Consider the following 24,208-nt stretch of genomic DNA (forward strand, 5'->3'; position numbering starts at 1 on the left):
CGGGTTGACCCGCGGCATGTGGATCGGTTGGCTCGAGTTCGACGTACTGCTGGGCGACGTGCGGTCCCTCAAACAGAAGCGGTCGGTGATTCGTCCCGTGGTCGCCGAGTTGCAGCGCAAGTTCAGCGTGTCGGCGGCCGAAGTGGGTTCGCATGACTTGTACCGGCGAACGAGCATCGGCATCGCCACGGTGTCCGGGGATCGCGGTCATGCCGTCGACGTCTTGGACGCGGCCGAGCGGCTGGTGGCCGCGCATCCCGAATTCGAGCTGCTGTCGGTGCGGCGCGCGTTGGTGCGCAGCGAGGACCTCGGCTAGCCGATGGCGACGACCCGCTGCGCCCGGCTACGCCGCGCTTGCGATCGCCGCTAGCTAGCCGTCGCGGCCTTCGCGCTTGCGGCCCAGCGGCACGGGCGCGACGACGCCGGGTGCGAGCCGCCGCGTGAAGATCAGGAAGGCGGTGTGCCCGCGCATCGAATGCTGCGGCCGGACCGCGAGACCGACGACGTTCCAGCCGCGCTGCAACGTCTCCCACGACCGCGGCTCGGTCCAGCACTGCTGGGCCCGCAAGGCCTCGACCGCGCGCGAGAGCTGGGTGACGGTGGCCACGTAGATGATCAGCACGCCGCCGGGAATCAGCAGCCGCGCGACCGCCTGCAGCACCTCCCACGGCGCGAGCATGTCGAGCACGGCGCGATCGAAGGATCCGTCCGGCAGCTCGGAGTCGCAGACGTCGCCGATGATCAGCTGCCAGTTGTCGGGCGCCTGGCCGCCGTGGAACACCGACACGTTGCGTTCGGCGTGCTCGGCGTGATCGGCGCGCAGCTCGTAGGAGGTCACCCGGCCGTCAGGCCCGGTCGCGCGCAGCAGCGAGCAGGTCAGCGCGCCGGAGCCGGCGCCGGCCTCCAGCACCCGCGCGCCCGGGAAGATATCGCCCTCGTGCACGATCTGGGCGGCGTCCTTGGGGTAGATCACCTGGGGTCCGCGCGGCATCGACATCACGTAGTCGATCAGCAGGGGCCGCATCACCAAGTACACGGCGTTGTTGCTCGACTTGATGACGCTCCCTTGCTCGAGCCCGATCAGCGCGTCGTGCGGAATCGCTCCGCGATGGGTGTGGAACTCGGCGCCCGCGGTGAGCACCACGGTGTAGTGCCGACCCTTGGCATCGGTGAGCTGGACACGCTCGCCCTCGGTGAACGGGCCGGATACGGACACGCGGTCTAGCGTGCCAGCCGACTCGCCGCCGCGGGTGCTTGGGGGTTGTCGGCGCCCGGTCCTAGGCTGCCGACATGATCGTCCAGCCCGAGGCGCCCCAGTCTGAGGCGCCCCAGCCGGAGATGCGCCCGCCGGGCCAGGCGTACCGCCCGGCCCTGTCGCCGTCGCGGGCCGCGGACTTCAAGCAGTGCCCACTGCTGTACCGGTTCCGGGCCATCGACCGGCTGCCCGAGGCCCCGTCGCCGGCGCAGTTGCGCGGCTCGCTGGTCCATGCCACCCTGCAGCAGCTGTACGGCCTGCCCGCCGAACAGCGGGGCCCCGACACCGCCATGGCGTTGGTGGAGCCGGCCTGGGACCAGGTCATCGCGGCGACGCCCGAGCTGACCGCCGATGTGGATCCCGGGCAGCGCGCCCAGTTACTGGCCGAGGCGCAGGCGTTGCTCGCCGGTTACTACCGGCTCGAGGATCCCACTCGCTTCAGCCCGGAATGCTGCGAGCAGCGCGTCGAGGTGGAACTCGCCGACGGCACCCTGCTGCGTGGCTTCATCGACCGGATCGACGTCGCCGCCACCGGCGAACTGCGGGTGGTCGACTACAAGACCGGCAAGGCGCCGCCGGCCGCCCGGGCCCTAGCCGAGTTCAAGGCCATGTTCCAGATGAAGTTCTACGCGGTGGCGCTGTTGCGGTCGCGCGGTGTGCAGCCCACCCGGTTGCGGCTGATCTATCTGGCCGACGGACAGGTGCTGGACTACACGCCGGATCACGATGAGCTGCTGCGCTTCGAGAAGACGTTGATGGCGATCTGGCGGGCGATCCAATCCGCCGGACACACCGGCGATTTCCGGCCCACCCAGTCGCGGCTGTGCGACTGGTGTCCCCACCAACAGCACTGCCCGCTTTTCGGCGGCACCCCGCCACCCTACCCGGGCTGGCCGGAAACCCTTGTTGCGCAGAGCGGTTCGCATCCCACCGAACCGGCCGCCTAAGCCTGGCCGTCCAGCGGCGATAGCTCCTGCAGCATGGTGGGAATCAGCTCGCTGACGGTGGGATGGATGTGCATGGTGCGCGACAGCGTGGTGTAGGGCGCCTTGGCCGACATCACGTCCAGGATGGCGTGGATGGCCTCGTCACCGCCGACCCCGAGGATGGCGGCGCCCAGGATCTCCTGGGTGTCGGCGTCCACCACGACCTTCATGAAGCCTTGCGTCTCACCCTTTTCCACCGCCCGGCCGACCCGGGTCATCGGCCGCTTACCGACCAGCGCCTTGCGTCCCGACGAGCGGACCTGATCGACGGTCATGCCGGCGCGCCCCAACGGCGGATCGATGTAGAGCGCGTAGGTGGTGATGCGGTCGCTCACCCGGCGCGGGTCGTCGTCCAGCAGGTTGGCGGCGACGATCTCGAAATCGTTGTAGGAGGTGTGGGTGAATGCGCCCTTGCCGTTGCAGTCACCCATCGCCCAGATGTGTTCGACGCTGGTCTTGAGCTGATCGTCGACCACGATGTAGCCGCGGGCATCGGTCCGCACCCCGGCCGCGTCCAGGCCCAGGTCGTCGGTATTGGGTCGCCGGCCCACCGCCAGCAGCAGGTGACTTCCCTGAACGGGCGCGGCGCCCTCACCAGTCGTCAGCTCGAACCCGTTGCCGTTCTTGGCTATTCGCACATCATCGGCCCCGACGATGACGTCGACGCCCTCGGCGCGCAGGATTTCTTCGATGGTGGCCGAGACGTCCTCGTCCTCACGCGACGCCAGCCGCGGGCCCCGTTCGACGACGGTCACGCGGGCCCCGAACCGCCGGTACATCTGCGCGAACTCCAGCGCGATGTAGCTGCCGCCGACGATGACGAGATGCGTTGGCACCGTGTCTAGTTCGAGAACGGACACGTTGGTGAGGTAATCGACGTCGGACAGGCCCGGGATGTCGGGCACCACCGCACGGCCGCCGACGTTGAGGAAGATGCGGTCGGCGCTCAGCTCATCGTCACCGACTCGCAGCGTGTGCGGATCCCGAAAGACCGCGTGTCCGCGAAAAACTGTGCAGCCCTTCATGCCTTCGAGCCAATCCTCGACGCCCTTGCGGTCACCCAGCATGATCTCGTCCTTGCGGGCCTTGACCTTTGCCATGTCCACGCTGACCGGCCCGGTCCCGACGCCGTATTCCGCGCCGCGACGCGCCAGATGGGCGGCGTGCGCGGAGGCCACCAGCGTCTTGGTTGGGATGCACCCGGTGTTGACGCAGGTGCCGCCGATCAGCTTGCGCTCGATCAAAGCGACGCGCTGTCCGGCAGCGGTCAGCCGGCCTGCCAACGGCGGGCCGGCCTGCCCGGCCCCGACGATGATCGCATCGAAATGCGCTGTCACTTAACCGCCGTCAGCAGGTATTCCGTCAGCAGGTGGCCCGTCGCCGCTGCGATGGCGAACCCGCCCACGATCGCGACGGCGTCCTCGAGCAGCGCGATGGGCAGGTCCCGGCCACCCGTCGCTGCCACCAGTCGCTTGCGCGCCTGGTAGCCGCCGAGGGTACCGAGCACCGCACCGATGACACCGGCGCCCAGCGCGGTGAACGTCCAGTGCGGCCAAGCGCCCAGCGCCGCGCCCGCGAGCCCACCGGTGACGATCCGGGCCGCGAAGATCGGCGGCGCGGTGCGGGCCGGCGTCTTGGGCAGCTTGTCGTTGATCAGTTCGCCGATCGCCAGGACGGTGAAGATGATCACCGCAATGATGTTGGTCAGCCAACTCGCCCAGGTGCCGTGCAGGTCGATCCAGCCGATGTAGGCGGCCCAGGCCACGACGGCGGGCGCCGTCAGCGACCGCAGCCCGGCCACGACGCCAATCAGTAAAGCCAATAAGACGAGCAGCGCGTGTGTCACGGAAACCCTCCTGGGAGACGAACAGCCGGCGACCGATCCAGGGACGGCCCATTCGCCAACCCGGGCAGTCCCCCGAGGCGGACGCTAACACAGCCGCGGGTCTTGCACCGCCTGCGAATCAGAACCGGCAAAACCTGATATCGGATGCCAGGATCGCCTTGGCGCCGATGGCGGCCAGCTCGTCCATGATCTCGTTGACGCCCCGACGCGGCACCAGCGCGCGGATGGCAACCCAGTCCGGATCGGCCAGGGGCGCGATGGTGGGCGACTCCAGCCCCGGCGTGATCGCCGTGGCCTTGCCCAGCACCGAGCGTGGGCAGTCGTAATCGAGCATCAGATACTGCTGGCCGAACACCACGCCCTGGATCCGCGCCACCAGCTGATCGCGCGCCGCCTGCGTCCCCGCATTGCTGCTCGCGTCGCTTTCGATCAGCACCGCTTCCGAATCGCACAGCGGGTCGCCGAAGGCGACCAGGTTGTGCAGGCTCAGGGTGCGCCCGGAGCCCACCACGTCGGCGATGGCGTCGGCCACGCCGAGCTGCACCGAGATCTCCACCGCGCCGTCGAGCCTGATGACGGTCGCCTCAATACCGCGCCCCGCCAAGTCTTTTCGGACCAGATTGGGGTAGGCGGTGGCGATCCGTTTGCCGGCCAGGTCGGCGATCTTCCAGTCGCGCCGGGCCGGTCCGGCGTAGCGAAAGCTCGACGAGCCGAAGCCCAGCGCCAGACGCTCGCGCACCGGTGCGTCGGAATCGGCCACCAGGTCCCGGCCGGTGATGCCCAAATCCAGCTCCCCCGAACCCACGTAAATGGCAATGTCCTTGGGCCGCAGGAAGAAGAACTCGACCTGGTTCACCGGATCGATGACGGTCAGATCCCTGGAATCGGTGCGGCGCCGGTAACCGGCCTCCGCGAGAATCTCGCTGGCCGGCTCGCTGAGCGTGCCCTTGTTGGGCACCGCAACCCGCAGCATGGTCACAGCTTCCGATACACGTCGTCGAGGGTCAGCCCGCGCGCCACCATCAACACCTGTGTCCAGTAGAGCAACTGGCTGATCTCCTCGGCCAGCGCGTCGTCGGATTCGTGTTCGGCGGCCAGCCACACTTCGCCGGCTTCCTCGAGGATCTTCTTGCCCAGGCCGTGGACGCCGCCGTCGAGCGCGGCGACCGTCGCGCTGCCGGCCGGCCGGGTACGGGCGCGCTCGCCCAGCTCGGCGAACAGATCCTCGAAGGTCTTCACGGCCAGCGATTGTTTCACGCGGCGGCGAGCAAAGTCACGGCGGTTTAGCCCCGGCGGCGTCCTGGCGGATTCGTCACTCGAATCCGGCGAGGGTGAGGCGCAGCGCTTCCTCCAGCTGCACGTGGAACGCCGGGCTCTCGGCGACGTTCGAGGTCAACCAGCCGTCGAGGACGAATTTCACTGTGGCCAAACTGGTATGGACCAACAAGGCGGGTCGGATGTCGGCCGCCGAATCGACACCCATCCGGTGGGCGACCTGCTCGATCAGCCTGCCGTGATCGGTTTCGCTGACCAAGACGGATTTGCTCAACAGGTGGGGCGCGGTTGCGACGGCCAGGCGCCAGGTGTCGAGGTTGTCGACCTCGCTGACGTCGCGGGCGTGCGTGACGAACAGCTGGATCAACGCTTCGACCGGTGACTCATCGGCCGGCCTGGCGCTGTAGGAACCCACGATCTCGGCGGCGGCCTCCCGGACGGGGTCGACCAGCAGGCCCTCCTTGGTGGGCGCGTACCGGAAATAGGTGCTGATGGAGATCCCGGCGGCCGCGGCGATGTCCTCGGTGGTCACCGCCTCGAAGCCGCGTTCGGCGAACAGCCGGTGGGCGGTCTGCTGAATCTGGGACAGCAGCTCAGCACGGCGTCGGTCACGCAGCGATGAGTTTGCTGAGGGCATGCCATCACCTTCGTCAATCCGACATCAGAACCCCACGGCGCCGTTGGCCGACGAACTGAGATGAGTGACTCTACACTATTGAAAGTCCCTATCAAGTAGGCTAGTGTGATGCAGCACACACCAATGAGCTGCGGAGATCTAGGGCTTGTTGACACTATTTTAATAAGGATAGGGTTCAACCGTCGCCCAAAGCGCTCCGCTCGGCACTCAGGACTGAGGGGCGGGAAGAGGGCCGATGAAAGCGCTAGCTGGTACCCGATGACCTGCACCGTGGGTTTGCTAGGCGGACCGCAGGTCACGCCGTTATGACGACGACGCAGCTTGATGGCGTCACCGCTATCCGGAACTGGTCCGTCGGATACGTCAAGCGTCACCCGGTCGCCTCGCTGACGACGGTAGGTGAACAGTTCGTGCTGGGTGTGCGAACCGCCCAATATTTCTTCTACGACCTGGTGACCGGACGATTCCAGTGGCATGAGTTTGTCCGGCAGGGCGCGTTCATGGCCGGCACCGCCGTGTTGCCGACGATCCTGGTGTCCCTGCCGATCAGCGTCACCCTGTCCATCCAGTTCGCCTTGCTGGCCGGCCAGGTGGGTGCCACGTCGCTGGCCGGGGCGGCCAGCGGGCTGGCGGTGATCCGGCAGGGGGCGTCGCTGGTGGCCGCGGTCCTGATGGCCTCGGCGGTCGGGTCCGCGATCACCGCGGACCTGGGCTCCCGAACGATGCGCGAAGAGACCGACGCGATGGAGGTGATGGGCGTCTCGGTGATCCGCCGCCTGGTGGTTCCCCGCTTCGCCGCGGCGGTGATGATCGGTGTGGCCCTCACGGGCGTCGTGTGCTTCGCCGGATTCTTCGCGAGCTACATGTTCAACGTGTACTTCCAGAACGGGGCGCCGGGCAGCTTCGTGTCGACGTTCGCGTCGTTCGCGACGACCGGTGACATGATCCTGGCTCTGATCAAGGCCATCGTGTTCGGCGCCATCGTGGCCATCGTGTCGAGTCAGAAGGGCCTGTCCACCAAGGGGGGACCGACCGGTGTCGCCAATTCAGTGAACGCCGCTGTGGTGGAGGCGATCCTGCTGTTGATGATCGTCAACGTGGCGATCAGCCAGCTGTACATCATGTTGTCGCCGCGTACGGGACTGTGACATGACGGCCTCCGCCTATCAACCGTTCGCACCGATTTCGGTCCCCCTCGTTCGGCTCTACCGCCGCGGCAAGGTGCCGGTCATTCGGCTCGGCCACCTCCTGGTCTTCTTCGTCCGGGCCGCGGTCGCCGTGCCGCTCGCCCTGCGCCAGTACAGCGCCGAATTTCTGCGGCTGCTGTCGAACATCACCTGGGGCAACGGCTCGATCGTGGTGGGCGGCGGCACGGCCGGGGTGGCCGTGGTGCTCGGCATGACGGTCGGCGCGCTGGTCGGCATCGAGGGTTACAACTTTCTGGATCTGCTCGGTCTGGGCCCCGCCACCGGATTCGTCTCTTCGTTGGTCAACACCCGCGAGCTGGCTCCCCTGATGGCGTCGCTCGCCTTCGCCATGCAGGGCGGTTGCCGCTTCACCGCCCAGCTGGGGTCCATGCGGATCGCCGAAGAGATCGACGCCATGGAGTCGATTGCCATCCGCCCGATCCCGTACCTGGTGACCACCCGGCTGATCGCGTCGGTGGTGGCGATCGTCCCGCTATACGCCGCGTGCCTGGCGATCGGATACCTGAGCACCCAGGTCGTGGTGAGCCTGGGCAGCGGCGGGTCGACCGGCTCCTACCTGCATTACTTCACGCTGATGCTGGCCGGGCAGGACATCGTCTACTCCTTGTTCAAGGCGGTCATCTTCGTCTGGATCGCGTCGACGATCCAGTGCTACTACGGCTATTACGCGAGTGGCGGGCCCGAGGGCGTCGGCGTCGCCGCCGGACACGGGATGCGGGCCAGCATCACCGTGGTGATCATCGTGAACATGCTGCTCACCATGGCGTTGTGGGGCGTCGACTCCGGCGCACGGTTCGGCGGGTAGGTCGGTGGAACGTGCCCAATTCCTTTGAGCTGGACGGCCGTGGCCCCTCCGATCGGCAGCTGTTCGGCATCGGCATCGCGGTCGTAGTGGTCAGCGCCCTGGTCACCACCGCGATGCTGGTGAAATCCACCGGCAGGCTCAACGAGTACGTGCGGGTGGTCGCCGATCTGATCAACGTCGGCGATGGCCTTCCCCAGAAGTCCGATGTCAAGTTCCGCGGCGTCCTGGTCGGGATGGTCAACGGCGTCGTCCCGGCGGCGCACGGCAAGCCTAACTACGTCCACATCGACCTCAAAGAGGAATACGCGAAGTCGATTCCGGCCAACGTGACCGCACGCGTGGTGCCGAGCAACGTCTTCGCCGTGTCGTCGGTCCAACTGGTGGGCTTCCCGAACCAGGAGGGCCGCAGCGGGAAAATCCGCGATGGCGCGCACATCTCGGAGGACAAGCGGCTCCCGACGGTTCTTTTCCAGACGACCGTGAGCAAGCTGCGTGACGTGCTCGCCGCCGCGGGTCGTGGCCGTGACGACAGGTCGGTGGGGATCCTGGCCGCGCTGGGCGCGGCGACCGATCACCGCCGCGTCAGCCTGCTGACCGCCGGTGCCCAACTGAATCGCCTTCTCGATCAACTCAATTCGATCGTCAGCACCGACACCAGTCCCTCGACGGTGTCGGCTCTGCTGGATGCCACCACGGGGCTCGCCCAGACGGCGCCCGATCTTCTCGATGCGTTGCATCAGGCCGTCGAGCCGATGCGAACCTTCGCCGAGACGCGCGGGCAGTTGGCCTCGCTGCTCTCCGGCGCCGACTACACGGTCGGCACCACCCGCCAATCGTTCGACAACCACATCGACCAACTCATCAGGATCACAGGCGATTTCACGCCGGTGCTCGGCGTCTTGGCGCAGAAGTCGAACAACTTCGTGCCCGCCGTCACCAAACTGGACAATCTGGCCAACCAGTTCATGGAACAGGTCTGGAACCCGCGGACCAACCTGGGCAACATGCGCGCGATGCTGACGTTCACGCCGAGTTCCACCTACACCCGTGCCGACTGTCCGCATTACGGCGAGCTCAAAGGGCCCAGTTGCTTTACCGCACCGCTTATTCCGGTGCGCCCCGATCTGCCCGACGTGTTGTTGCCGCAGAACTACCATCCGCCGAAGGACCTGGCCCCACCGCCCGGCACGATGATCGGCCCGGACGGAAACCTGGTCGCCGTGGGCCCGCCGCTGGTGAACGGGCCACCAAACCTGGTCGACCCCAATCCGCCACTCGCTCCGGGCATTACGCCGTCGCCGCCGGTGCCGGGCAGTGCGAACCCCGACAACCCCTCACCCGGGGCGCCCGCGACGCCGCAACAACACGAACCGTGGGTCGCGCCGGTGGCACCGAAGGCGCCCTGGATCCCGCAGGCCTCGTACCGGGCCTCGTTTGGCGGCAACGTGGGACCCGTCGGGAGTCAATACGAACGCACCATGCTCGGTGTGATCACCGGCGCCCCCGCGACCGAGGCCACCGAACTTCTGCTGGGACCCGTCGCTCGCGGCACCACGGTCTCACTGGCTCATCCGCCCGGGGAGGTCAAATGAGGTTTCGCGGCCCGCTCATCGCACTGACCCTGTTCATGATCGTCTCGTTGACGCTGACCTGGCTGGTGTATGTGAGCCTGCGGCGTGACGTCGCCGGCGACACCGCCAGGTATACAGCGGTGTTCAGCGACGTGTACGGACTACGCGACGGCGACGACGTCCGCATGGCCGGCGTGCGCGTGGGCCGGGTCGAAAAGGTGGAACTGGACGGGACTTTGGCGAAGGTCTCGTTCGTGGTGCAGTCCGAACAGCGGTTGTTCGGAAACACCCTGGCGTCGGTGACCTACCAGAACATCGTCGGGCAGCGTTACCTCGGGCTGTCCCTGGGCAAGGAAGGCAGTCCGCAGCTGCTGGCGCCGGGCAGCACCATCCCCCTGGAGCGCACCGAGCCCTCTTTCGACGTGACCACGCTGCTCAACGGCTACGAGCCGTTGTTCAGCCTGCTGAACCCCCATGATGCCGACAACCTCACCAAGGGCATCATCGCCTCGCTGCAGGGCGACACCTCGTCGCTCACCACGCTCGTCGGCCAGACCTCCACGCTGACACAGACTTTCGCGGGTCGCGACCAGGCCCTGGGCAGCGTGATCACCAACCTCAACAAGGTGGTCGGCAACCTCGCCCAACAGAACGACGATCTCGACGGGGTAATCACGGCGGCCCGCAGCGTCGTCGGCGACCTCGACCGGCGGCGCCCGGACCTGGTCGCCTCGGTCGGTTCGCTCGCCCGGGTGACCAACCGGCTGTCGGCCTCGGCGACCGACGTCTACCCGGCACTGCGCGAATTCATCGACCGCCAGCCCGGCGTCGCCAAACACATCATGGACGTCGAACCGCAGGTGGCGTTCTTCGGCGACAACATTCCGCTGCTGCTCAAAGGCCTTACCCGGGTGGGCAATCAGGGCGCCTACGGCAATGCCTACGTGTGCGACGTGAACTTCATGGGTTTCTTCCCCGGGCTCAACGATGTCGTGCCGATCATCATCAACGCGGCCACGCCGGGAAACCGGGCCTGGCACACCCCGCGCTGCAGGAGCACGGTCGATGGCTGAGGCATCGGTAGGGCGGCGGTTGTCGGCGCTGACGAAGCGCCCGCTGGAAAGCTACAACAAGACGTGGCTCGGGTTCATCGCCGTCGCGGTGGTCGCGGTGGTGATTTCAGTCATGCTGGTGGTGCACGCTATCGGGGCCGGCTATCGCCATTACACCGCCGAGTTCCTGCAGGCGGCCTCGCTGCGGGCCGGCAACCCGATCGTGGTCGCGGGCATCCCGGTGGGCAACGTCACGAGCATGAAACTCGTCGGCGACCATGTCGAGGTGGGGTTGAAGGTCCGCGACGACATCAAGCTGGGCAAGGATTCTCGCGCACAGATCCGGGTGACCACCATCCTGGGCTCGCGCTATCTCGCGCTGGAACCCAAGGGCCCCGCCCGCCTGCCCAACGAGACCTTCGACCTGGCGCACACCGAGGTGCCCTACGACCTGCAGGCCGCGTTGCAGGACGCCACCACCACTTTCGAGCAGGTCGACTCCGACAGGTTCGCACAATCGCTGGCGGTGCTCGGCAAGCAGCTCGAGGGCCTGCCCGCCGTTGTGCCGCAGGCCATCACGAACATCAACACTTTGTCGTCGATCATCGCGGTGCGACGCGACCAGCTGGGACAGCTGCTGCACAGCACCGAGCAGGTCACCAACACGCTGCGCCGCCAGCAGGCCGGCATCGGCGCCCTGGTCGACCAGGGCCAAGACCTGCTGGGCCAATTCGTCGCGCGGCGCGCCGTTTTTCACGCGATGATGCAATCCCTGTCGAGCCTGGTCGACACCATGAGCCAGGTCGTGGTGAACGACCGCTCGGGTCTGGACGCGTTGATCAGGGACATGCGTGACTTCACCAACTTGATGTCGGCGCACGACGACCTGCTGCACAGCATGCTACAAACCAGCCCGATCTTCTTCCGCGAGGCGGCCAACCTGACCGGTGACGGCAACGCGATCAACTTCAACGCCCCCAATGTCCCGTTGATCGATTCGTGGATGTGCGCAATCAGCGGGCGCGCCAAGCAGTTCGGCATGATCCAGTACTTCAAGGACTGCAAGTGAACGGGCGCGGCGCCAAGGTGCTGGCCATCGTCGCCGCGATCGCGGTCCTCGCCGCGGCGGTCGGCACCGGCTGGTGGTACCTGAGTTCGGACGACGACACGATCACCGTGACGGCCCAATTCGACAGCGCCTCAGGCCTCTACGAGGGCAACGAGGTTGCGGTGCTGGGCATGCCGGTGGGCAAGATCACCACGATCAACCCCAAGGGCGGTTACGTCGAGGTCCAGTTCACCGTCGACCGCCACGTCAAGGTGCCCGCCACCGCGCAGGCCGTCACGGTGTCGACGTCCATCCTCACCGACCGGCAGATTGAGCTGACGCCGCCCTACCACGGCGGACCGACCCTGCAAAATCACGACACCATCGGACTGCCCAGGACCAAGACCCCTGTCGAATTCAGCAGTGTCCTCAATGTTTTGGACAAGGTGACCAAGTCGCTCGAGGGTGACGGGCGAGGCGGCGGACCGATCGCCGACGTGCTGGGTGCCGGCACCGAGGTGGTCAACGGGAACGGCGAAAAGATCAAGGCGGCCCTCGGCGAGCTGTCCCAGGCGCTGCGGTTGTCCAGCGACGGCGGCGCGGCCACCCGCGAACAGATCACCACGATCGTCAAGAACCTCAGCACGCTGTTCGACGCCGTGGCCGCCAACGACACCAAACTGCGCGAATTCGCCTCCACCATCCACCAAGTCAGCCAGATCATGGCCGACGAGGACCTGGGCAGCGGCAGCACCGGACGCAAGCTCGACCAACTGATCCAACGGGCGGGTGACCTGCTCGACGCCAACCGCGACAACGTCAAACAGGCCGTGCTGCATGGCAATGACACGCTGAAGACGGTGACCGATCAGCGGCGCGACCTGGCCGAGCTGCTGGATCTGGCCCCGCTGGTGGCCGACAACGCCTACAACATGATCGACCGGGCGAACGGCAGCGTGCGGGCCCGCTTCCTGACGGACCGGCTGCTGTTCGACAGCCAGTACACCAAAGAGATCTGCAACCTGATGGGGCTTCGGCAACTGGGCTGCAGCACCGGGACCATCCAGGATTTCGGCCCCGATTTCGGGTTGACCTACGTGCTCGACGGCATGGCCGCCATGGGGCAGAAATGACGGGCCCGGGTGTGCGGGGCATGCTGACGGCCGTGGCCGCGGCGATGGTCACCGCGGGATGTGCCTCGAACGGCCTTGCCAGCCTTCCCCTTCCGGCCCCGGGCCTGGGCTCGGGCGGATATTCGCTGAACGCGGTGTTCTCCAACGCGCTGAACCTGCCGATGAACGCCAAGGTCAAGCTCGCCGGCGCCGACGTCGGGCAGCTCGAATCGATGGTCGCCCGCAATTACACCGCGGTCACCCGGCTGCGGATCCGGGACGGCGTGCAACTGCCGCGGGGAAGCACCGCCGAATTGCGCACGGCCACACCGCTGGGCGACGTGTTCGTGGCGCTGAAGCCACCGGACGATGCCGACGGTCCGCTGCTGCGCGACGGGGACACCATCGGCTTGGACTCGACCGCGGCCGCCGCGACCGTCGAGTCGGTGCTGAGCTCGGCGGCGATCCTGGTGAACGGCGGGGCGGTGCGCAATTTCACCAACATCATCAACGGGTTCGGCAAGGCGACCGGAGATCAGGGCCAGGCGTTCGGAGACATGATCCGCAAGTCCAACGAGCTACTCGCGACGTTGGACGGCCGATCCGATCAGATCTCGCACGCGCTGACCCAATTGTCGCGCCTGTCCGACCAACTCGACGCCAAGAACCAGACGATCAGCGACCTGATGTCGGCGGCCCGCCCCGCCACCTCGGCCCTAGCCGACAACACCAGTCAACTGTCGAACCTGGCCGTGCAGGTCGGCGACACCTCCCGGTTGCTGGCCAGGTTCCCGTCGATCGGCGGGACCGACACCAGCGGCCGCAGCATGATCCGCGACCTGAACACGATCGCCGGGGCCGCCAACGACGTTGTGACGAGCCCCGACACCAGCTGGCTGTCGATAAATCGGCTGATTCCCGCGCTGGTCAAATCGACTGCGGGGAACTCGATTTCGGTGAATGTCGGCGTGGACAAGATCATGCTCGGATCGCTGCCCGACATCGGTTTCCCCGGTGACATCGGGCTGCACGGGCCGCACCACTACAACGTGAACCTGCTCGTCGGCACCCTCAAATACACCCTGTGGCGACTGCAGGAACGTGTGGTCGGCCGGGGACCCAATTCGCCTCAGATTCCGGTGATTCCGGACCCCAACGTTCCGGGACAGATCGACGTCGCGCCTGGGCCCCCGCCCGCACCGTCCCCGCCGCCGGGGCCGCCCCCACCGCCAGGACCGCAACCGTGATCCGCGCCGTCGCCGACTTCGCCAATCTCGTTGTGCGCACGGTGCGCACCGCGCACCGGCAACAGGTCTGGCTGTCGGTGGCCGGCCTGGTGCTCATCCTGGTCGTGGCGACCGCCTATCTGCTCGTTGGCGCGCTACGGGTGAAGCCCTTCGCCTCGTCCTACCGGGTCACCGTGCAGCTGGTGGAATCCGGCGGCCTGCTACCCAACCAGGACGTCGCGCTGCGCGGTGTCCGCGTCGGCCGCATCGAATCGCTGCAGATCACCGACAACGGCGTGAACGCCGTCGCCAGTATCACGTCGAAGGTGCGGATCCCCGCGAACAGCGTGGTGCACGTGTCGGCGCTGTCGCCGGCCGGCGAGCAGTACATCAACTTCGAGGCCGCCTCCGACGCCGGGCCGTACCTGCACGACGGCAGCCTCATCGCCTCAGACCACACCACCGTTCCCGTCAGCTTGGCCGAGTTGCTCGGCGACGCCGACGGGCTGCTGGCCCAGGTCGACCCGCACAAGATCGAATTGATCAAACGGGAATTGAGCCTGAGCAGACAGGGCCCGGCCAAGCTGACCGCCATCGTCGACGGCGGCACGTTCCTGCTCTCGGCGCTCGATTCGGTGCTGCCCCAAACCACCAGCATCATCAAGACCAGCCGGGTCGTGCTCACCCTGGCGAGCGACAAGAACGCCGGATTGGGCTCCACCGCAACCGAACTCAACCAGACGCTGACCGGCGTGGCGAGAATGCAGGCCGGCTATCGCCGGTTGACTCAGCAGACGCCGCGCACCCTGTCAGCCGTCGACAATCTGTTCGCCGACAACTCCGACACCATGGTGCAGTTGCTGGGCAGCATGGCCACCATGTCGCAGCTGTTCTATCTGCGGGTCCCGGCGCTCAACGCACTGTTCCCCGACTACCGCGGGTCGGTATTGGACGCGGTGACGAGCGCCTTTCACGACGGCGGCGTCTGGGCGACCGCCGACCTGTATCCCCGCTACGTCTGCGACTACGGGACACCGGCGCACGCCTCCTCGGCCGCCGACTACTACGAGCCGTTCATGTACACCTACTGCCGCGACGACGACCCGGCGGTCTCGATCCGCGGGGCCAAGAACGCGCCACGGCCGGGCGGCGACGACACCGCCGGTCCGCCGCCGGGCGCGAACCTGGGCCAGCGAACCGATCCGACCCCGCGAGGCCGCTACACCATTCCCACCCCCTACGGCGGTCCGCAACTGCCGATCGAACCGCCCCACTGAGCCCTGGCCCATCCCAGCCGACCTTTAAGGAGATGATCGTGGTCGTGACCACCAAGAAGAGCCCGAAAGTCGATACCGAAACGGACACGGACGTCGAAGCGGAAAAGGGCGCCGAAACAGCGGCAGCCGCAAGCGAAGACACCGACGAGGCGCGCGCCGAGGAGCCCACCGACGAGGCTGACGGGCAGGACGAGGACGAGGACGAGGACGAGGACGAAGTTGGCCCGCTGCTCAAACGCAAGCGTCCCGACACCGAGCGCGCCAAGCGGCCCTGGCGGCGGTATCTGCGCCGCAGCGTGCTGCCGGTGTTACTGGTTGCCGCGCTTGGCGTTTCGGGGTTCCTCGGGTGGCGGCAGTGGCAGGATCATCAGCTGAAGCTGGCGGGCGAACAGGCCCAACAGGCGGCCATCGCCTATGCGCAGGTGTTGACGAGCATCGATTCGAACAAGGTGGACGACAACTTCAAGCAGGTGCTCGACGGCGCGACCGGCGAATTCAAGGACATGTACACCCAATCCAGCGTCAAGCTTCGGCAACTGCTGATCGACAACAAGGCGACCGCGCACGGCGTGGTGGTGGACTCGGCGATTCAGTCCGAATCGACCGACAAGGTCGTCGTGCTGCTGTTCATCGACCAGACCGTCACCAACACCGCCGCACCCGACCCGCGCATCGACCGCAGCAGGATCAAGATGACCATGGAGAAGATCGACGGTCGCTGGCGGGCAAGCAAAGTCCAACTCCTCTGAGTCGAGCGGAGCAACCCCATGCTCAAAAGACTGTCGGCGGCAATTGTATTGGTCACGGCGGCAACCATTCCCGGCGCGGCCACCACGCACGCGTCCGCGCCGTCGTTCTGCGGTGAGCTCGGCGGCGATTGGGACGGCCAGTACTGCCACACCGCGGTGACGTCGGAACGCAACGCCGTTCGCGACATCAAGGTGGCCGTGCCCGACGACCTCGTCGACAACCCGACCACGGGGCCGGTGATCCGTGACTACCTGCACACCCTGGTCAACAACTGGAAGACCGCAAACGCCAGCATGGCCGCCGACAGCTACGGCGAGGAGAACTTCGAGGTCTTCCGGCACGGCAACCTGCTCAGCGCGGTGTTCCACGAGGACTATCACGCCGACGGGCCCAAACCCAACAACGCCTATCGGACGTTCACCTTCGACATGGCGGCGGGTCGACGGGTGCAGCTCGCCGACCTGACGACGTCGAACCCGCTGACCGCGATCCCGCCGCTGGCTGCGCCGTTCATCGACACCGCACTCAATCAGGCTCCGCCACCGCATGATCCGGGCACCTACCCCTTCATCCTCGACCGTTGGACTCCCGACAAGGTCTACTCGGGCGCTTACAAGGCGTGGGCGCTGACGCCCGACGAGTTGATCATCTACATGCCCGACTATCCGGTCGGTCACGACGAGCCGATCAACTTCTCCCCCGGGCTGCCGCAGTGGTACATGGACGGCGGCACCGTCCAGGCGCACATCCCGCTGTCGGCGCTGGGTCCGGTGCTGCGCATCTGAACGGAGCCCTCGGTCCTGGCGCATCGGCTCCGCATGTGGCCGAGTCGTTTTCACTCCGGCGAATCGCGCACCGCCTGCTGCTGATCACGACGCGGGCACCCCGTGTAAGTCGGCCGCGGATGGGTACGTTCCGAAAGTGCGCCCGCCTCTTTGCTATCTGAATGCTTGCCGTGCTCGCGATGTCCAGCCGCCACCGGCCCGCCCCGCCCTGCCGCCGGTGCGGACGATCTGATGGCCGCACCCAAGCCGGTGCCCGAGGACCTGCGCCAGCTGGCCCAGGCCCATGGCGTGGCGACCTTTTACCGCAATGAGCGTCGGGAACCGGTAGAGGTCGATGCCGACGTGGTGGTCCGGGTGCTGGCGTTGCTCGAGGTCGACGCCGCCAGCGAGGCCGATCGGCGCCGCGAATTGGCGAAGCTGGCCGAGCGCAAGCGCGCGGGAGCCCTGGCGCCGACCATCGCGATGCGACTGGACGGCCGGCCGCGGCCGTTGCCCGGAGCGGCGGTGCTGGTCGCCGAGGACGGCACCCGCGCCGACGTACGCGGCGAACTGCCCGGCGATCTGGCGCCGGGCTGGTACCGGCTGCATACCGCGGACGGCCAGGAGGTCACCCTGGTTGCGGCCCCGCCGCGGGTGCCCCAGACGGCGGTGACCTGGGGATGGATGCTGCAGCTGTACGCGCTGCGCTCGGGCCGCTCCTGGGGCATCGGTGATCTGGGCGACCTGCGGGCGTTCATCGATTGGACCGCGGCGGCGCACGGCGCAGGCGCGGTATTGCTCAACCCGCTCAACGCCCCCGGCCCGACGCATCCGGTTCAGCCCTCGCCCTACACCCCGTCCAGTCGACGATTCAGCAACCCGCTGGCCCTGCGCATCGAGGACCTCGACGCCTACCATCGAGCAGACCCGCAAACCCGCGCGGAAGTCGACGCCCTGCGCGTCTGGCCGGAGACCGAGCGGATCGACCACGACCTCGTCTGGGCCGCCAAGCGCGACGCGCTGGAGTTGCTGTGGCGCGCGGAAAATCGGCCCTGCCCACTGGACGAGTCCCCGTCTTCCGCGGCGCTGCGCGACTGGGCGACCTACTGCGCGCTGGCCGAGCGGTACGGCGGGCGCTGGCCGCGATGGCCCGAATCCCTGCGCGATGTCCACGGACCGGGAGTCACCCAGGCTCGCCGCGAACTGGCACCCAGGATCGCCTTTCACGCCTGGGTGCAGCAACGCTGTGCCGAACAGCTCGGCGAAGTCCGCAGCGCCGCGCGACGAGCCGGCATGGCGCTGGGTGTATTGCACGACCTGCCGGTGGGCGTCGACTCCGACGGGGCCGACGCGTGGGCCCTGGCCGACATGCTGGCCACCGGAGTTCACGTCGGCGCTCCCCCGGACAATTTCACCCCGCGCGGCCAAGACTGGGGGCTGCCGCCCTGGCGGCCGGACCGGCTCGCCGCCACCGGTTACACCGCGCTGCGAGACATGCTGCGCGCCATACTTGTTCACGCCGACGGACTGCGGATCGACCACGTCGCGGGGTTGTGGCGGTTGTGGTGGATACCGCCGGGCGAGTCGGCCGACCGGGGCACCTACGTCCACTACGACGCCGACGCCATGCTTGCCGTGCTCGCGCTGGAAGCCCAGCGGGCCGGCGCGACCGTCGTCGGCGAAGACCTGGGGACTGTCGAGCCGGAAGTCACGGAAGCGTTGGGCGACAACGGAATGCTGGGCTGCGCAGTGTCCTGGTTTACCCGCGACGAGTCCGCGCCCGGCCAACCCTTACTTGCGTCGTCGCAGTGGCCGGCGCGGGCGGCCGCGAGCCTTTCCACCCATGACCTGCCCACTGCGGCCGGCTTTCTGCGCGGCGAACACGTGCGGGTGCGCGTCGAGCTCGACCTGCTCGACGACGTACCGGCGGAGCAGGCCTCGGCCGATAAGGAAAAGGCCGAGTGGCTGGCCCTGCTGCGTTCCGAAGGGCTGTTGCCCGACGACCCGGACGAGAACGACGCCCCGAACGAGAACGCCATCATCACCGCGATGCACCGGTTCTTGGCGGCCACGCCGAGCAAGTTGAAGCTGATCTCGCCCTACGACATCGTCGCCGAACCGCGACAACCGAATCTGCCCGGCACCATAGACGAATATCCGAACTGGCGGCTGCCGTTGCCGCAAACGCTGGAGCAGCTGCGCGAGGACCCGCGCGTCGCCGAAATCACCGCCATATTTCGGGCCGCCGCCGAGGGCTGAGCCCGCCGAGGGCTCAGTCGTCCGAAGAGCTCAGTCCTCCGGGTTGTAGCCGAGATTGGGGGCGAGCCAACGCTCGGCTTCCGCCAGGGTCCAGCCTTTGCGCTTCGCGTAGTCGGCGACCTGGTCCTGGGCCATCCGGCCGACCACGAAGTACTGCGACTGCGGGTGCGAGAAATACCAGCCGCTGACGGCGGCACCGGGCCACATCGCCATCGAATCGGTCAGCTCGATGCCGGTCCGCTCACGGACGTCCATCAACTTCCACAGCGTCGCCTTCTCGGTGTGCTCGGGGCAGGCCGGGTAGCCGGGGGCGGGGCGGATGCCACGGTACTTCTCATCGATGAGCGCGTCGTTGTCCAGTTGCTCGTCCGGTTGGTATCCCCAGAACTCCTTGCGGACCCGTTGGTGCATCCGTTCGGCGAACGCCTCGGCCAGCCGGTCGGCGACCGACTCCAGCAGGATCGCGCTGTAGTCGTCGAGCGCCGCCTTGAACTCGGCGATCTTCTCCTGGCTGCCGAGCCCCGCGGTGACGGCGAAGGCGCCGATGTAATCGGCCAGGCCGGTGTCCTTGGGCGCGACGTAGTCGCTCAGCGAGCGGTTGGGGATTCCTTCCCGGTGCTCGCCCTGCTGGCGCAGGTTGTGCAGGGTGGTGAGCACCTCGGTGCGGGTGTCGTCGGTGTACACCTCGATGTCTTCCACCCCCGAGCCGACCGCGTTCGCGGGGAAGAACCCGATCACGCCGTTGGCGGTCAGCCACTTCTCCTTGATCAGGGTGTCGAGCATCTCCTGCGCGTCGTCGTACAGCTTGCGGGCGGCCTCGCCCGAAGCCGGGTTGTTGAGGATGTCGGGGAATCTGCCCTTCATCTCCCAGGCGTTGAAGAACGGCTGCCAGTCGATGTACTCGCGCAGCTCGGCGAGGTCGTAGTCCTGAAATTCCCGTACGCCCGTACCTATTGCGGGCACCGGCGGCGTGTAGCCGTCCCAGTCGATCGGCGTCCGGTTGGCGCGGGCCTTCTCCAGTGTCAGCGTCGGCCGCTCGTTCTTCTGGGCGTGCCGTTCGCGCAGGGACGCGTAATCCTTCTCGGTGGCCTCCAGCAGGGGACCGCGCTGCTTGGGGTCCAGCAGCGCGGCGGCGACCGGCACCGACCGGGACGCGTCCTTGACCCAGACCACCGGACCGCTACGACGTGGCGAGATCTTCACGGCCGTGTGCGCGCGCGAGGTGGTCGCGCCGCCGATCAGCAGCGGGATCTCCAGGCCCTCGCGTTCCATCTCGACGGCGAAGTTGGCCATCTCGTCCAGGGACGGCGTGATCAAACCGGACAGCCCGATGATGTCGGCGTCGTGCTCCTTCGCCGCGTCCAAAATCTTCTGGGCGGGCACCATCACGCCAAGGTCGATCACTTCAAAGTTGTTGCACTGCAACACGACTCCGACGATGTTCTTGCCGATGTCGTGAACGTCGCCCTTCACCGTGGCCATCACGATCGTGCCGTTGGTGTCCTTCGCCTTGGAAGCCCCAGTGGTGCCGACGTTCTCCTCTTTTTCCGCCTCGATGAACGGCAGCAGGTACGCGACGGCCTTCTTCATCACCCGGGCCGACTTCACGACCTGGGGCAAGAACATCTTGCCGGAGCCGAACAGGTCACCGACGACGTTCATGCCGTCCATCAGCGGGCCCTCGATCACCTCGATCGGGCGCCCGCCCGCGGCGGCGATCTCACCGCGCAGCTCCTCGGTGTCGTCATCGACGTGGGCGTCGATGCCCTTGACCAGCGCGTGCGTGATCCGCTCCCGGACCGGCAGGCCGCGCCACTCGGCTGCCTTCGGGTCCTCACCCTTGTCCTTGCTGTTGAACCGCTCGGCGATCTCCAGCAGCCGTTCGGCCGCGTCCTCGCGACGGTTCAACACGACGTCCTCGATCCGCTCGCGCAGGTCGGGGTCGATGGAGTCGTAGGGCACCAGCGCACCGGCGTTGACGATACCCATGTCCAGGCCGGCCTTGATCGCGTGGAACAGGAACACCGCGTGGATCGCCTCGCGGACGGGGTTGTTGCCGCGGAACGAGAACGACACGTTGGAGATACCGCCGGAGATGTGCACCCCGGGAAGGTTCTCCTTGATCCAGGCGCAGGCCTCGATGAAGTCGATCCCGTAGGTGGCGTGCTCCTCGATGCCGGTCGCCAGCGCGAAGCAGTTCGGGTCGAAAATGATGTCCTCGGGCGGGAAGCCGACCTCTTCGGTCAAAATCCGGTAGGCGCGCCCGCAGATCTGTTTGCGGCGTTCCAGGTTGTCGGCCTGGCCCTGCTCGTCGAAAGCCATCACGACCACGGCGGCACCGTACTTGCGGCACAGCCGTGCCTCGCGGATGAACTTCTCCTCGCCCTCCTTCATGGAGATCGAGTTGACGATCGGCTTGCCCTGCACGTTTTTCAGGCCGGCCTCGATGACCTCCCACTTGGACGAGTCGATCATCACCGGCACGCGGCTGATGTCCGGCTCGGCCGCGATCAGCTTGGTGAACCGGTCCATCGCGGCGACGCCGTCGATCATGCCCTCGTCCATGTTGATGTCGATGACCTGCGCACCGGCCTCGACCTGCTGCAGCGCGACCGAGAGCGCGGTGTCGTAGTCCTCGGCCTTGATCAGGTTGCGGAACCGGGCGGAGCCGGTGATGTTGGTGCGCTCACCGATGTTCACGAACAGGGAGTCGTCGGTGATGTTGAGCGGCTCCAGGCCCGAAAGCCGGGTCGCCACTTCGATTTTCGGCACCTCCCGCGGCGATTTGCCCTCGACGACCTTGGCGATCTCGGCGATGTGGGGCGGCGCGGTTCCGCAGCAGCCACCGACCAGGTTGACCAGGCCGGCCTCGGCGAAGTCGGCGATGTAGCCGGCCTGCCGCTGCGGGGTCTCGTCGTACTCGCCGAAGGCGTTGGGCAGGCCGGCGTTCGGGTAGCAGGAGACGAAGGTGTCCGCGATGCGCGACATCTCGGCGATGTACGGCCGCATCTCCGGCGCGCCCAGCGCGCAGTTGAGCCCGACCGCGATCGGCTTCGCGTGCCTGATCGCGTTCCAGAAGGCCTCGGTGACCTGACCGGACAACGTCCGGCCGGACGCATCGGTGATGGTGCCCGAGATGATCAACGGCCAGCGGCGTCCCCGGTCCTCGAACAGAGTCTCGACCGCGAACACCGCCGCCTTGGCGTTCAGCGAGTCGAAGATGGTCTCGATGATCAGCAGGTCGGCGCCACCGTCGACCAGGCCGTTGGCGGCCTCGAGGTACGCGGCGACCAGCTGGTCGTAGGTGACGTTGCGGGCCCCGGGGTCGTTGACGTCCGGGGAGATCGACGCGGTGCGCGTGGTCGGCCCGATCGCGCCTGCGACGTAGCGGGGCTTGTCCGGGGTGCTGTACTCGTCGGCGGCCTTGCGAGCCAGGGCGGCGCCGGCGTAGTTCAGCTCGTAGGCCAGCTCCGCCATGTCGTAGTCGGACAGGGAGATCGCGTTCGCGTTGAACGTGTTGGTCTCGAGGATGTCCGCGCCCGCCTCGAGATACTCGCGGTGGATCCCCTCGATGATCTGGGGCTGCGTCAGGTTGAGCAGGTCATTGTTGCCCTGCAGCGCGGTCGGCCACTCCGTGAACCGGTCGCCGCGGTAGCCGGCCTCGTCCGGCCGGTCGCGCTGGATCGCGGTACCCATCGCGCCGTCGATCACCACGATCCGCTGGCGCAGAGCTGCCGTCAGCTCGTCGGTGCAGTTGGGGCGGATGTTCGGCGCGAAGGTGGTCGACGGCGAGACGGTCGACTCAGAGGCGGTCACGTGCACTCCTTCCATAGCGGAAGGCGTCCTTGACTCTGCCGAGCGTGGCGGATACCGGTAAAGACCCGTATCCGTTGCAACGCCTCTCGACCAGAAAAGTCTACGTCGTCACCCGATCGACGCCCGGACGCCCAACTCATCGCCGCTATCGACAGCTCGTCCAGCTGTCTGCGACATAGTTACCAAGGTTAACGAAATCACAGCCGGACCTATTTCGTCTGGACCGCCGAGGATGTCAGTGTCGCAGCGGTGTTCGTTGGCGGCTGTCACGCCATAAGAATAGTCGTCCTATGCAGAGCCCCCGGCTGAGCGCCAATCGGCCGACAATCCTTAGCCACCACGGCCCGAACATCGGGCCGGAAGGCCGTACGCTAAATCTGTGACCCCGCCCGACGGCCCCCCCTTTGGCCTCCCTGGTGAGAAGGCGGCATTGCCCGAACTGCACCACACCGTCGTCGTGGCCGCGTTCGAGGGTTGGAACGACGCCGGCGACGCGGCCAGCGACGCGCTCGAGCACCTCGAGGCCATCTGGGAAGCGGACCCGATCTTGGAGATCGACGACGAGGCCTACTACGACTACCAGGTGAATCGCCCGGTGATCCGGCAAGTGGACGGGGTGACCCGCGAGCTGGTGTGGCCGGCGATGCGGATCTCGCACTGCCGCCCGCCGGGCAGCGACCGCGACGTCGTGCTGATGCACGGGGTGGAACCCAACATGCGCTGGCGGACTTTCTGCGCGGAGCTGGTGGCCATCGCCGACAAGCTCAACGTGGACACCGTGGTGATCCTTGGCGCGCTGCTGGCCGACACCCCGCACACCCGGCCGGTCCCGGTGTCGGGCGCGGCATACTCCCCCGAGTCGGCGAAACGCTTCGGCCTCGAGGAAAGCCGCTACGAGGGGCCGACCGGCATCGCCGGGGTGTTCCAGGACTCCTGCGTGGCCGCCGGGATTCCCGCGGTGACGTTCTGGGCGGCGGTGCCGCACTACGTCTCGCAGCCGCCGAACCCGAAGGCCACGGTGGCCCTGCTGCGCCGCGTCGAGGACGTCCTCGACATCGAGGTGCCGCTGGCCGACCTGCCGACGGACGCCGAGGAATGGGAGCAGGCGGTCACCGAGATGACGGCCGAGGACGAGGACCTCGCCGAGTACGTGCTGTCGCTCGAGCAACGCGGCGACGCCGAGGTCGACATGAACGACGCGCTGGGCAAGATCGACGGCGACGCGCTGGCTGCCGAGTTCGAGCGTTACCTGCGCCGGCGTCGCCCCGGTTTCGGGCGCTAGTGGCGCTGACCACCGGGCGCTGCCGGGATTCTTCGAATT

21 protein-coding genes are annotated in these 24,208 nt (G+C 67.2%); 14 read left to right on the top strand and 7 right to left on the bottom strand.

Annotated features, from left to right (window positions below):
* The first annotated feature begins 16 nt into the window (after nt 1-16).
* Nucleotides 17-316 carry a DUF503 domain-containing protein gene (locus DQP58_RS05515; RefSeq protein ID WP_112707538.1) on the top strand — a complete coding sequence of 100 codons (300 nt, stop codon included), beginning with the start codon at nt 17-19 and terminating at the stop codon, nt 314-316.
* A 54-nt stretch (nt 317-370) separates the two neighbouring features.
* Here DQP58_RS05515 and trmI read toward each other — a convergent pair whose 3' ends face one another.
* Entirely contained in the window at nt 371-1,216 is an 846-nt protein-coding gene (gene trmI / locus DQP58_RS05520) for a tRNA (adenine(58)-N(1))-methyltransferase TrmI (protein WP_112707489.1), read from the bottom strand.
* Nucleotides 1,217-1,338: 122 nt separating this feature from the next.
* Between trmI and DQP58_RS05525 the strand changes: the two genes are divergently transcribed.
* Nucleotides 1,339-2,202 (top strand): RecB family exonuclease, encoded by an 864-nt coding sequence (locus tag DQP58_RS05525; RefSeq protein ID WP_112707539.1) that lies wholly within the window; start codon nt 1,339-1,341, stop codon nt 2,200-2,202.
* On the opposite strand, the gene DQP58_RS05530 is transcribed toward DQP58_RS05525, so the two are convergent.
* The 5 genes from DQP58_RS05530 to DQP58_RS05550 all read right to left on the bottom strand — a co-directional run bounded on the left by DQP58_RS05530 (nt 2,199) and on the right by DQP58_RS05550 (nt 5,999).
* The gene (locus tag DQP58_RS05530; protein ID WP_112707490.1) at nt 2,199-3,578 is read right to left on the bottom strand and encodes an FAD-containing oxidoreductase; all 1,380 of its coding nucleotides are present in this window, start codon (nt 3,576-3,578) and stop codon (nt 2,199-2,201) included. The two genes, DQP58_RS05525 and DQP58_RS05530, sit on opposite strands and share 4 nt — an antisense overlap.
* Nucleotides 3,575-4,087: a DUF4126 family protein gene (locus tag DQP58_RS05535; protein ID WP_112707491.1), complete on the bottom strand. Its 513-nt coding sequence runs from the start codon at nt 4,085-4,087 to the stop codon at nt 3,575-3,577. Before DQP58_RS05535 ends, DQP58_RS05530 begins: the two co-directional genes overlap by 4 nt.
* A gap of 118 nt (nt 4,088-4,205) precedes the next feature.
* Nucleotides 4,206-5,060 (bottom strand): ATP phosphoribosyltransferase, encoded by an 855-nt coding sequence (gene hisG / locus DQP58_RS05540; protein WP_112707492.1) that lies wholly within the window; start codon nt 5,058-5,060, stop codon nt 4,206-4,208.
* A 2-nt stretch (nt 5,061-5,062) separates the two neighbouring features.
* The gene (locus DQP58_RS05545; RefSeq protein WP_065056338.1) at nt 5,063-5,344 is read right to left on the bottom strand and encodes a phosphoribosyl-ATP diphosphatase; all 282 of its coding nucleotides are present in this window, start codon (nt 5,342-5,344) and stop codon (nt 5,063-5,065) included.
* Between the two features lie 55 nt (nt 5,345-5,399).
* The gene (locus DQP58_RS05550; protein WP_112707493.1) at nt 5,400-5,999 is read right to left on the bottom strand and encodes a TetR family transcriptional regulator; all 600 of its coding nucleotides are present in this window, start codon (nt 5,997-5,999) and stop codon (nt 5,400-5,402) included.
* A 305-nt stretch (nt 6,000-6,304) separates the two neighbouring features.
* Here DQP58_RS05550 and DQP58_RS05555 point away from each other — a divergent pair, with 305 nt between their 5' ends.
* From DQP58_RS05555 to malQ, 11 genes are all read left to right on the top strand, one after another.
* Nucleotides 6,305-7,147 (top strand): MlaE family ABC transporter permease, encoded by an 843-nt coding sequence (locus DQP58_RS05555; protein ID WP_112707494.1) that lies wholly within the window; start codon nt 6,305-6,307, stop codon nt 7,145-7,147.
* 1 nt (nt 7,148) lies between these two features.
* Nucleotides 7,149-8,012 carry an ABC transporter permease gene (locus tag DQP58_RS05560; protein ID WP_112707495.1) on the top strand — a complete coding sequence of 288 codons (864 nt, stop codon included), beginning with the start codon at nt 7,149-7,151 and terminating at the stop codon, nt 8,010-8,012.
* A gap of 11 nt (nt 8,013-8,023) precedes the next feature.
* Nucleotides 8,024-9,604 carry an MlaD family protein gene (locus DQP58_RS05565; protein ID WP_112707496.1) on the top strand — a complete coding sequence of 527 codons (1,581 nt, stop codon included), beginning with the start codon at nt 8,024-8,026 and terminating at the stop codon, nt 9,602-9,604.
* Nucleotides 9,601-10,656 (top strand): MlaD family protein, encoded by a 1,056-nt coding sequence (locus DQP58_RS05570; protein ID WP_112707497.1) that lies wholly within the window; start codon nt 9,601-9,603, stop codon nt 10,654-10,656. The genes DQP58_RS05565 and DQP58_RS05570 overlap by 4 nt, the downstream gene beginning before the upstream one ends.
* Nucleotides 10,649-11,704 (top strand): MCE family protein, encoded by a 1,056-nt coding sequence (locus tag DQP58_RS05575; protein WP_112707498.1) that lies wholly within the window; start codon nt 10,649-10,651, stop codon nt 11,702-11,704. Before DQP58_RS05570 ends, DQP58_RS05575 begins: the two co-directional genes overlap by 8 nt.
* Nucleotides 11,701-12,816, top strand: a complete 1,116-nt coding sequence (locus DQP58_RS05580; RefSeq protein ID WP_112707499.1) for an MCE family protein — start codon at nt 11,701-11,703, stop codon at nt 12,814-12,816. Before DQP58_RS05575 ends, DQP58_RS05580 begins: the two co-directional genes overlap by 4 nt.
* Nucleotides 12,813-14,042, top strand: coding sequence for an MCE family protein (locus tag DQP58_RS05585; RefSeq protein WP_112707500.1), 1,230 nt, complete (start codon nt 12,813-12,815; stop codon nt 14,040-14,042). Before DQP58_RS05580 ends, DQP58_RS05585 begins: the two co-directional genes overlap by 4 nt.
* The gene (locus DQP58_RS05590; RefSeq protein ID WP_112707501.1) at nt 14,039-15,298 is read left to right on the top strand and encodes an MlaD family protein; all 1,260 of its coding nucleotides are present in this window, start codon (nt 14,039-14,041) and stop codon (nt 15,296-15,298) included. The genes DQP58_RS05585 and DQP58_RS05590 overlap by 4 nt, the downstream gene beginning before the upstream one ends.
* A 32-nt stretch (nt 15,299-15,330) precedes the next feature.
* Complete coding sequence (locus tag DQP58_RS05595) at nt 15,331-16,047, top strand: tetratricopeptide repeat protein (protein ID WP_112707502.1); 717 nt, start codon at nt 15,331-15,333, stop codon at nt 16,045-16,047.
* An 18-nt stretch (nt 16,048-16,065) separates the two neighbouring features.
* Nucleotides 16,066-16,833: a mannan-binding family protein gene (locus DQP58_RS05600; protein ID WP_112707503.1), complete on the top strand. Its 768-nt coding sequence runs from the start codon at nt 16,066-16,068 to the stop codon at nt 16,831-16,833.
* A 231-nt stretch (nt 16,834-17,064) separates the two neighbouring features.
* Nucleotides 17,065-19,071, top strand: coding sequence for a 4-alpha-glucanotransferase (malQ, locus tag DQP58_RS05605; protein ID WP_112707504.1), 2,007 nt, complete (start codon nt 17,065-17,067; stop codon nt 19,069-19,071).
* Nucleotides 19,072-19,101: 30 nt separating this feature from the next.
* Here the strand turns inward: malQ and metH are convergent, their stop codons facing one another.
* Nucleotides 19,102-22,902, bottom strand: coding sequence for a methionine synthase (gene metH / locus DQP58_RS05610; protein ID WP_112707505.1), 3,801 nt, complete (start codon nt 22,900-22,902; stop codon nt 19,102-19,104).
* Nucleotides 22,903-23,266: 364 nt separating this feature from the next.
* Between metH and DQP58_RS05615 the strand changes: the two genes are divergently transcribed.
* Nucleotides 23,267-24,169 carry a PAC2 family protein gene (locus tag DQP58_RS05615; protein WP_205869344.1) on the top strand — a complete coding sequence of 301 codons (903 nt, stop codon included), beginning with the start codon at nt 23,267-23,269 and terminating at the stop codon, nt 24,167-24,169.
* Nucleotides 24,170-24,208: the final 39 nt, after the last annotated feature.

It is taken from the genome of Mycobacterium colombiense, assembly GCF_003284975.1.
GTDB lineage: Bacteria > Actinomycetota > Actinomycetes > Mycobacteriales > Mycobacteriaceae > Mycobacterium > Mycobacterium europaeum_A.

What these genes read in the sequence shown, in the direction of transcription:
- DQP58_RS05515 (WP_112707538.1), top strand. Translation starts at nt 17, where the DNA reads ATGTGGATCGGTTGGCTCGAGTTCGACGTACTGCTGGGCGACGTGCGG.
- DQP58_RS05525 (WP_112707539.1), top strand. Translation starts at nt 1,339, where the DNA reads ATGCGCCCGCCGGGCCAGGCGTACCGCCCGGCCCTGTCGCCGTCGCGG.
- hisG (WP_112707492.1), bottom strand. Translation starts at nt 5,060, where the DNA reads ATGCTGCGGGTTGCGGTGCCCAACAAGGGCACGCTCAGCGAGCCGGCC.
- DQP58_RS05550 (WP_112707493.1), bottom strand. Translation starts at nt 5,999, where the DNA reads ATGCCCTCAGCAAACTCATCGCTGCGTGACCGACGCCGTGCTGAGCTG.
- DQP58_RS05555 (WP_112707494.1), top strand. Translation starts at nt 6,305, where the DNA reads ATGACGACGACGCAGCTTGATGGCGTCACCGCTATCCGGAACTGGTCC.
- DQP58_RS05560 (WP_112707495.1), top strand. Translation starts at nt 7,149, where the DNA reads ATGACGGCCTCCGCCTATCAACCGTTCGCACCGATTTCGGTCCCCCTC.
- DQP58_RS05570 (WP_112707497.1), top strand. Translation starts at nt 9,601, where the DNA reads ATGAGGTTTCGCGGCCCGCTCATCGCACTGACCCTGTTCATGATCGTC.
- DQP58_RS05575 (WP_112707498.1), top strand. Translation starts at nt 10,649, where the DNA reads ATGGCTGAGGCATCGGTAGGGCGGCGGTTGTCGGCGCTGACGAAGCGC.
- DQP58_RS05585 (WP_112707500.1), top strand. Translation starts at nt 12,813, where the DNA reads ATGACGGGCCCGGGTGTGCGGGGCATGCTGACGGCCGTGGCCGCGGCG.
- DQP58_RS05595 (WP_112707502.1), top strand. Translation starts at nt 15,331, where the DNA reads ATGATCGTGGTCGTGACCACCAAGAAGAGCCCGAAAGTCGATACCGAA.
- DQP58_RS05600 (WP_112707503.1), top strand. Translation starts at nt 16,066, where the DNA reads ATGCTCAAAAGACTGTCGGCGGCAATTGTATTGGTCACGGCGGCAACC.
- malQ (WP_112707504.1), top strand. Translation starts at nt 17,065, where the DNA reads ATGGCCGCACCCAAGCCGGTGCCCGAGGACCTGCGCCAGCTGGCCCAG.
- metH (WP_112707505.1), bottom strand. Translation starts at nt 22,902, where the DNA reads ATGGAAGGAGTGCACGTGACCGCCTCTGAGTCGACCGTCTCGCCGTCG.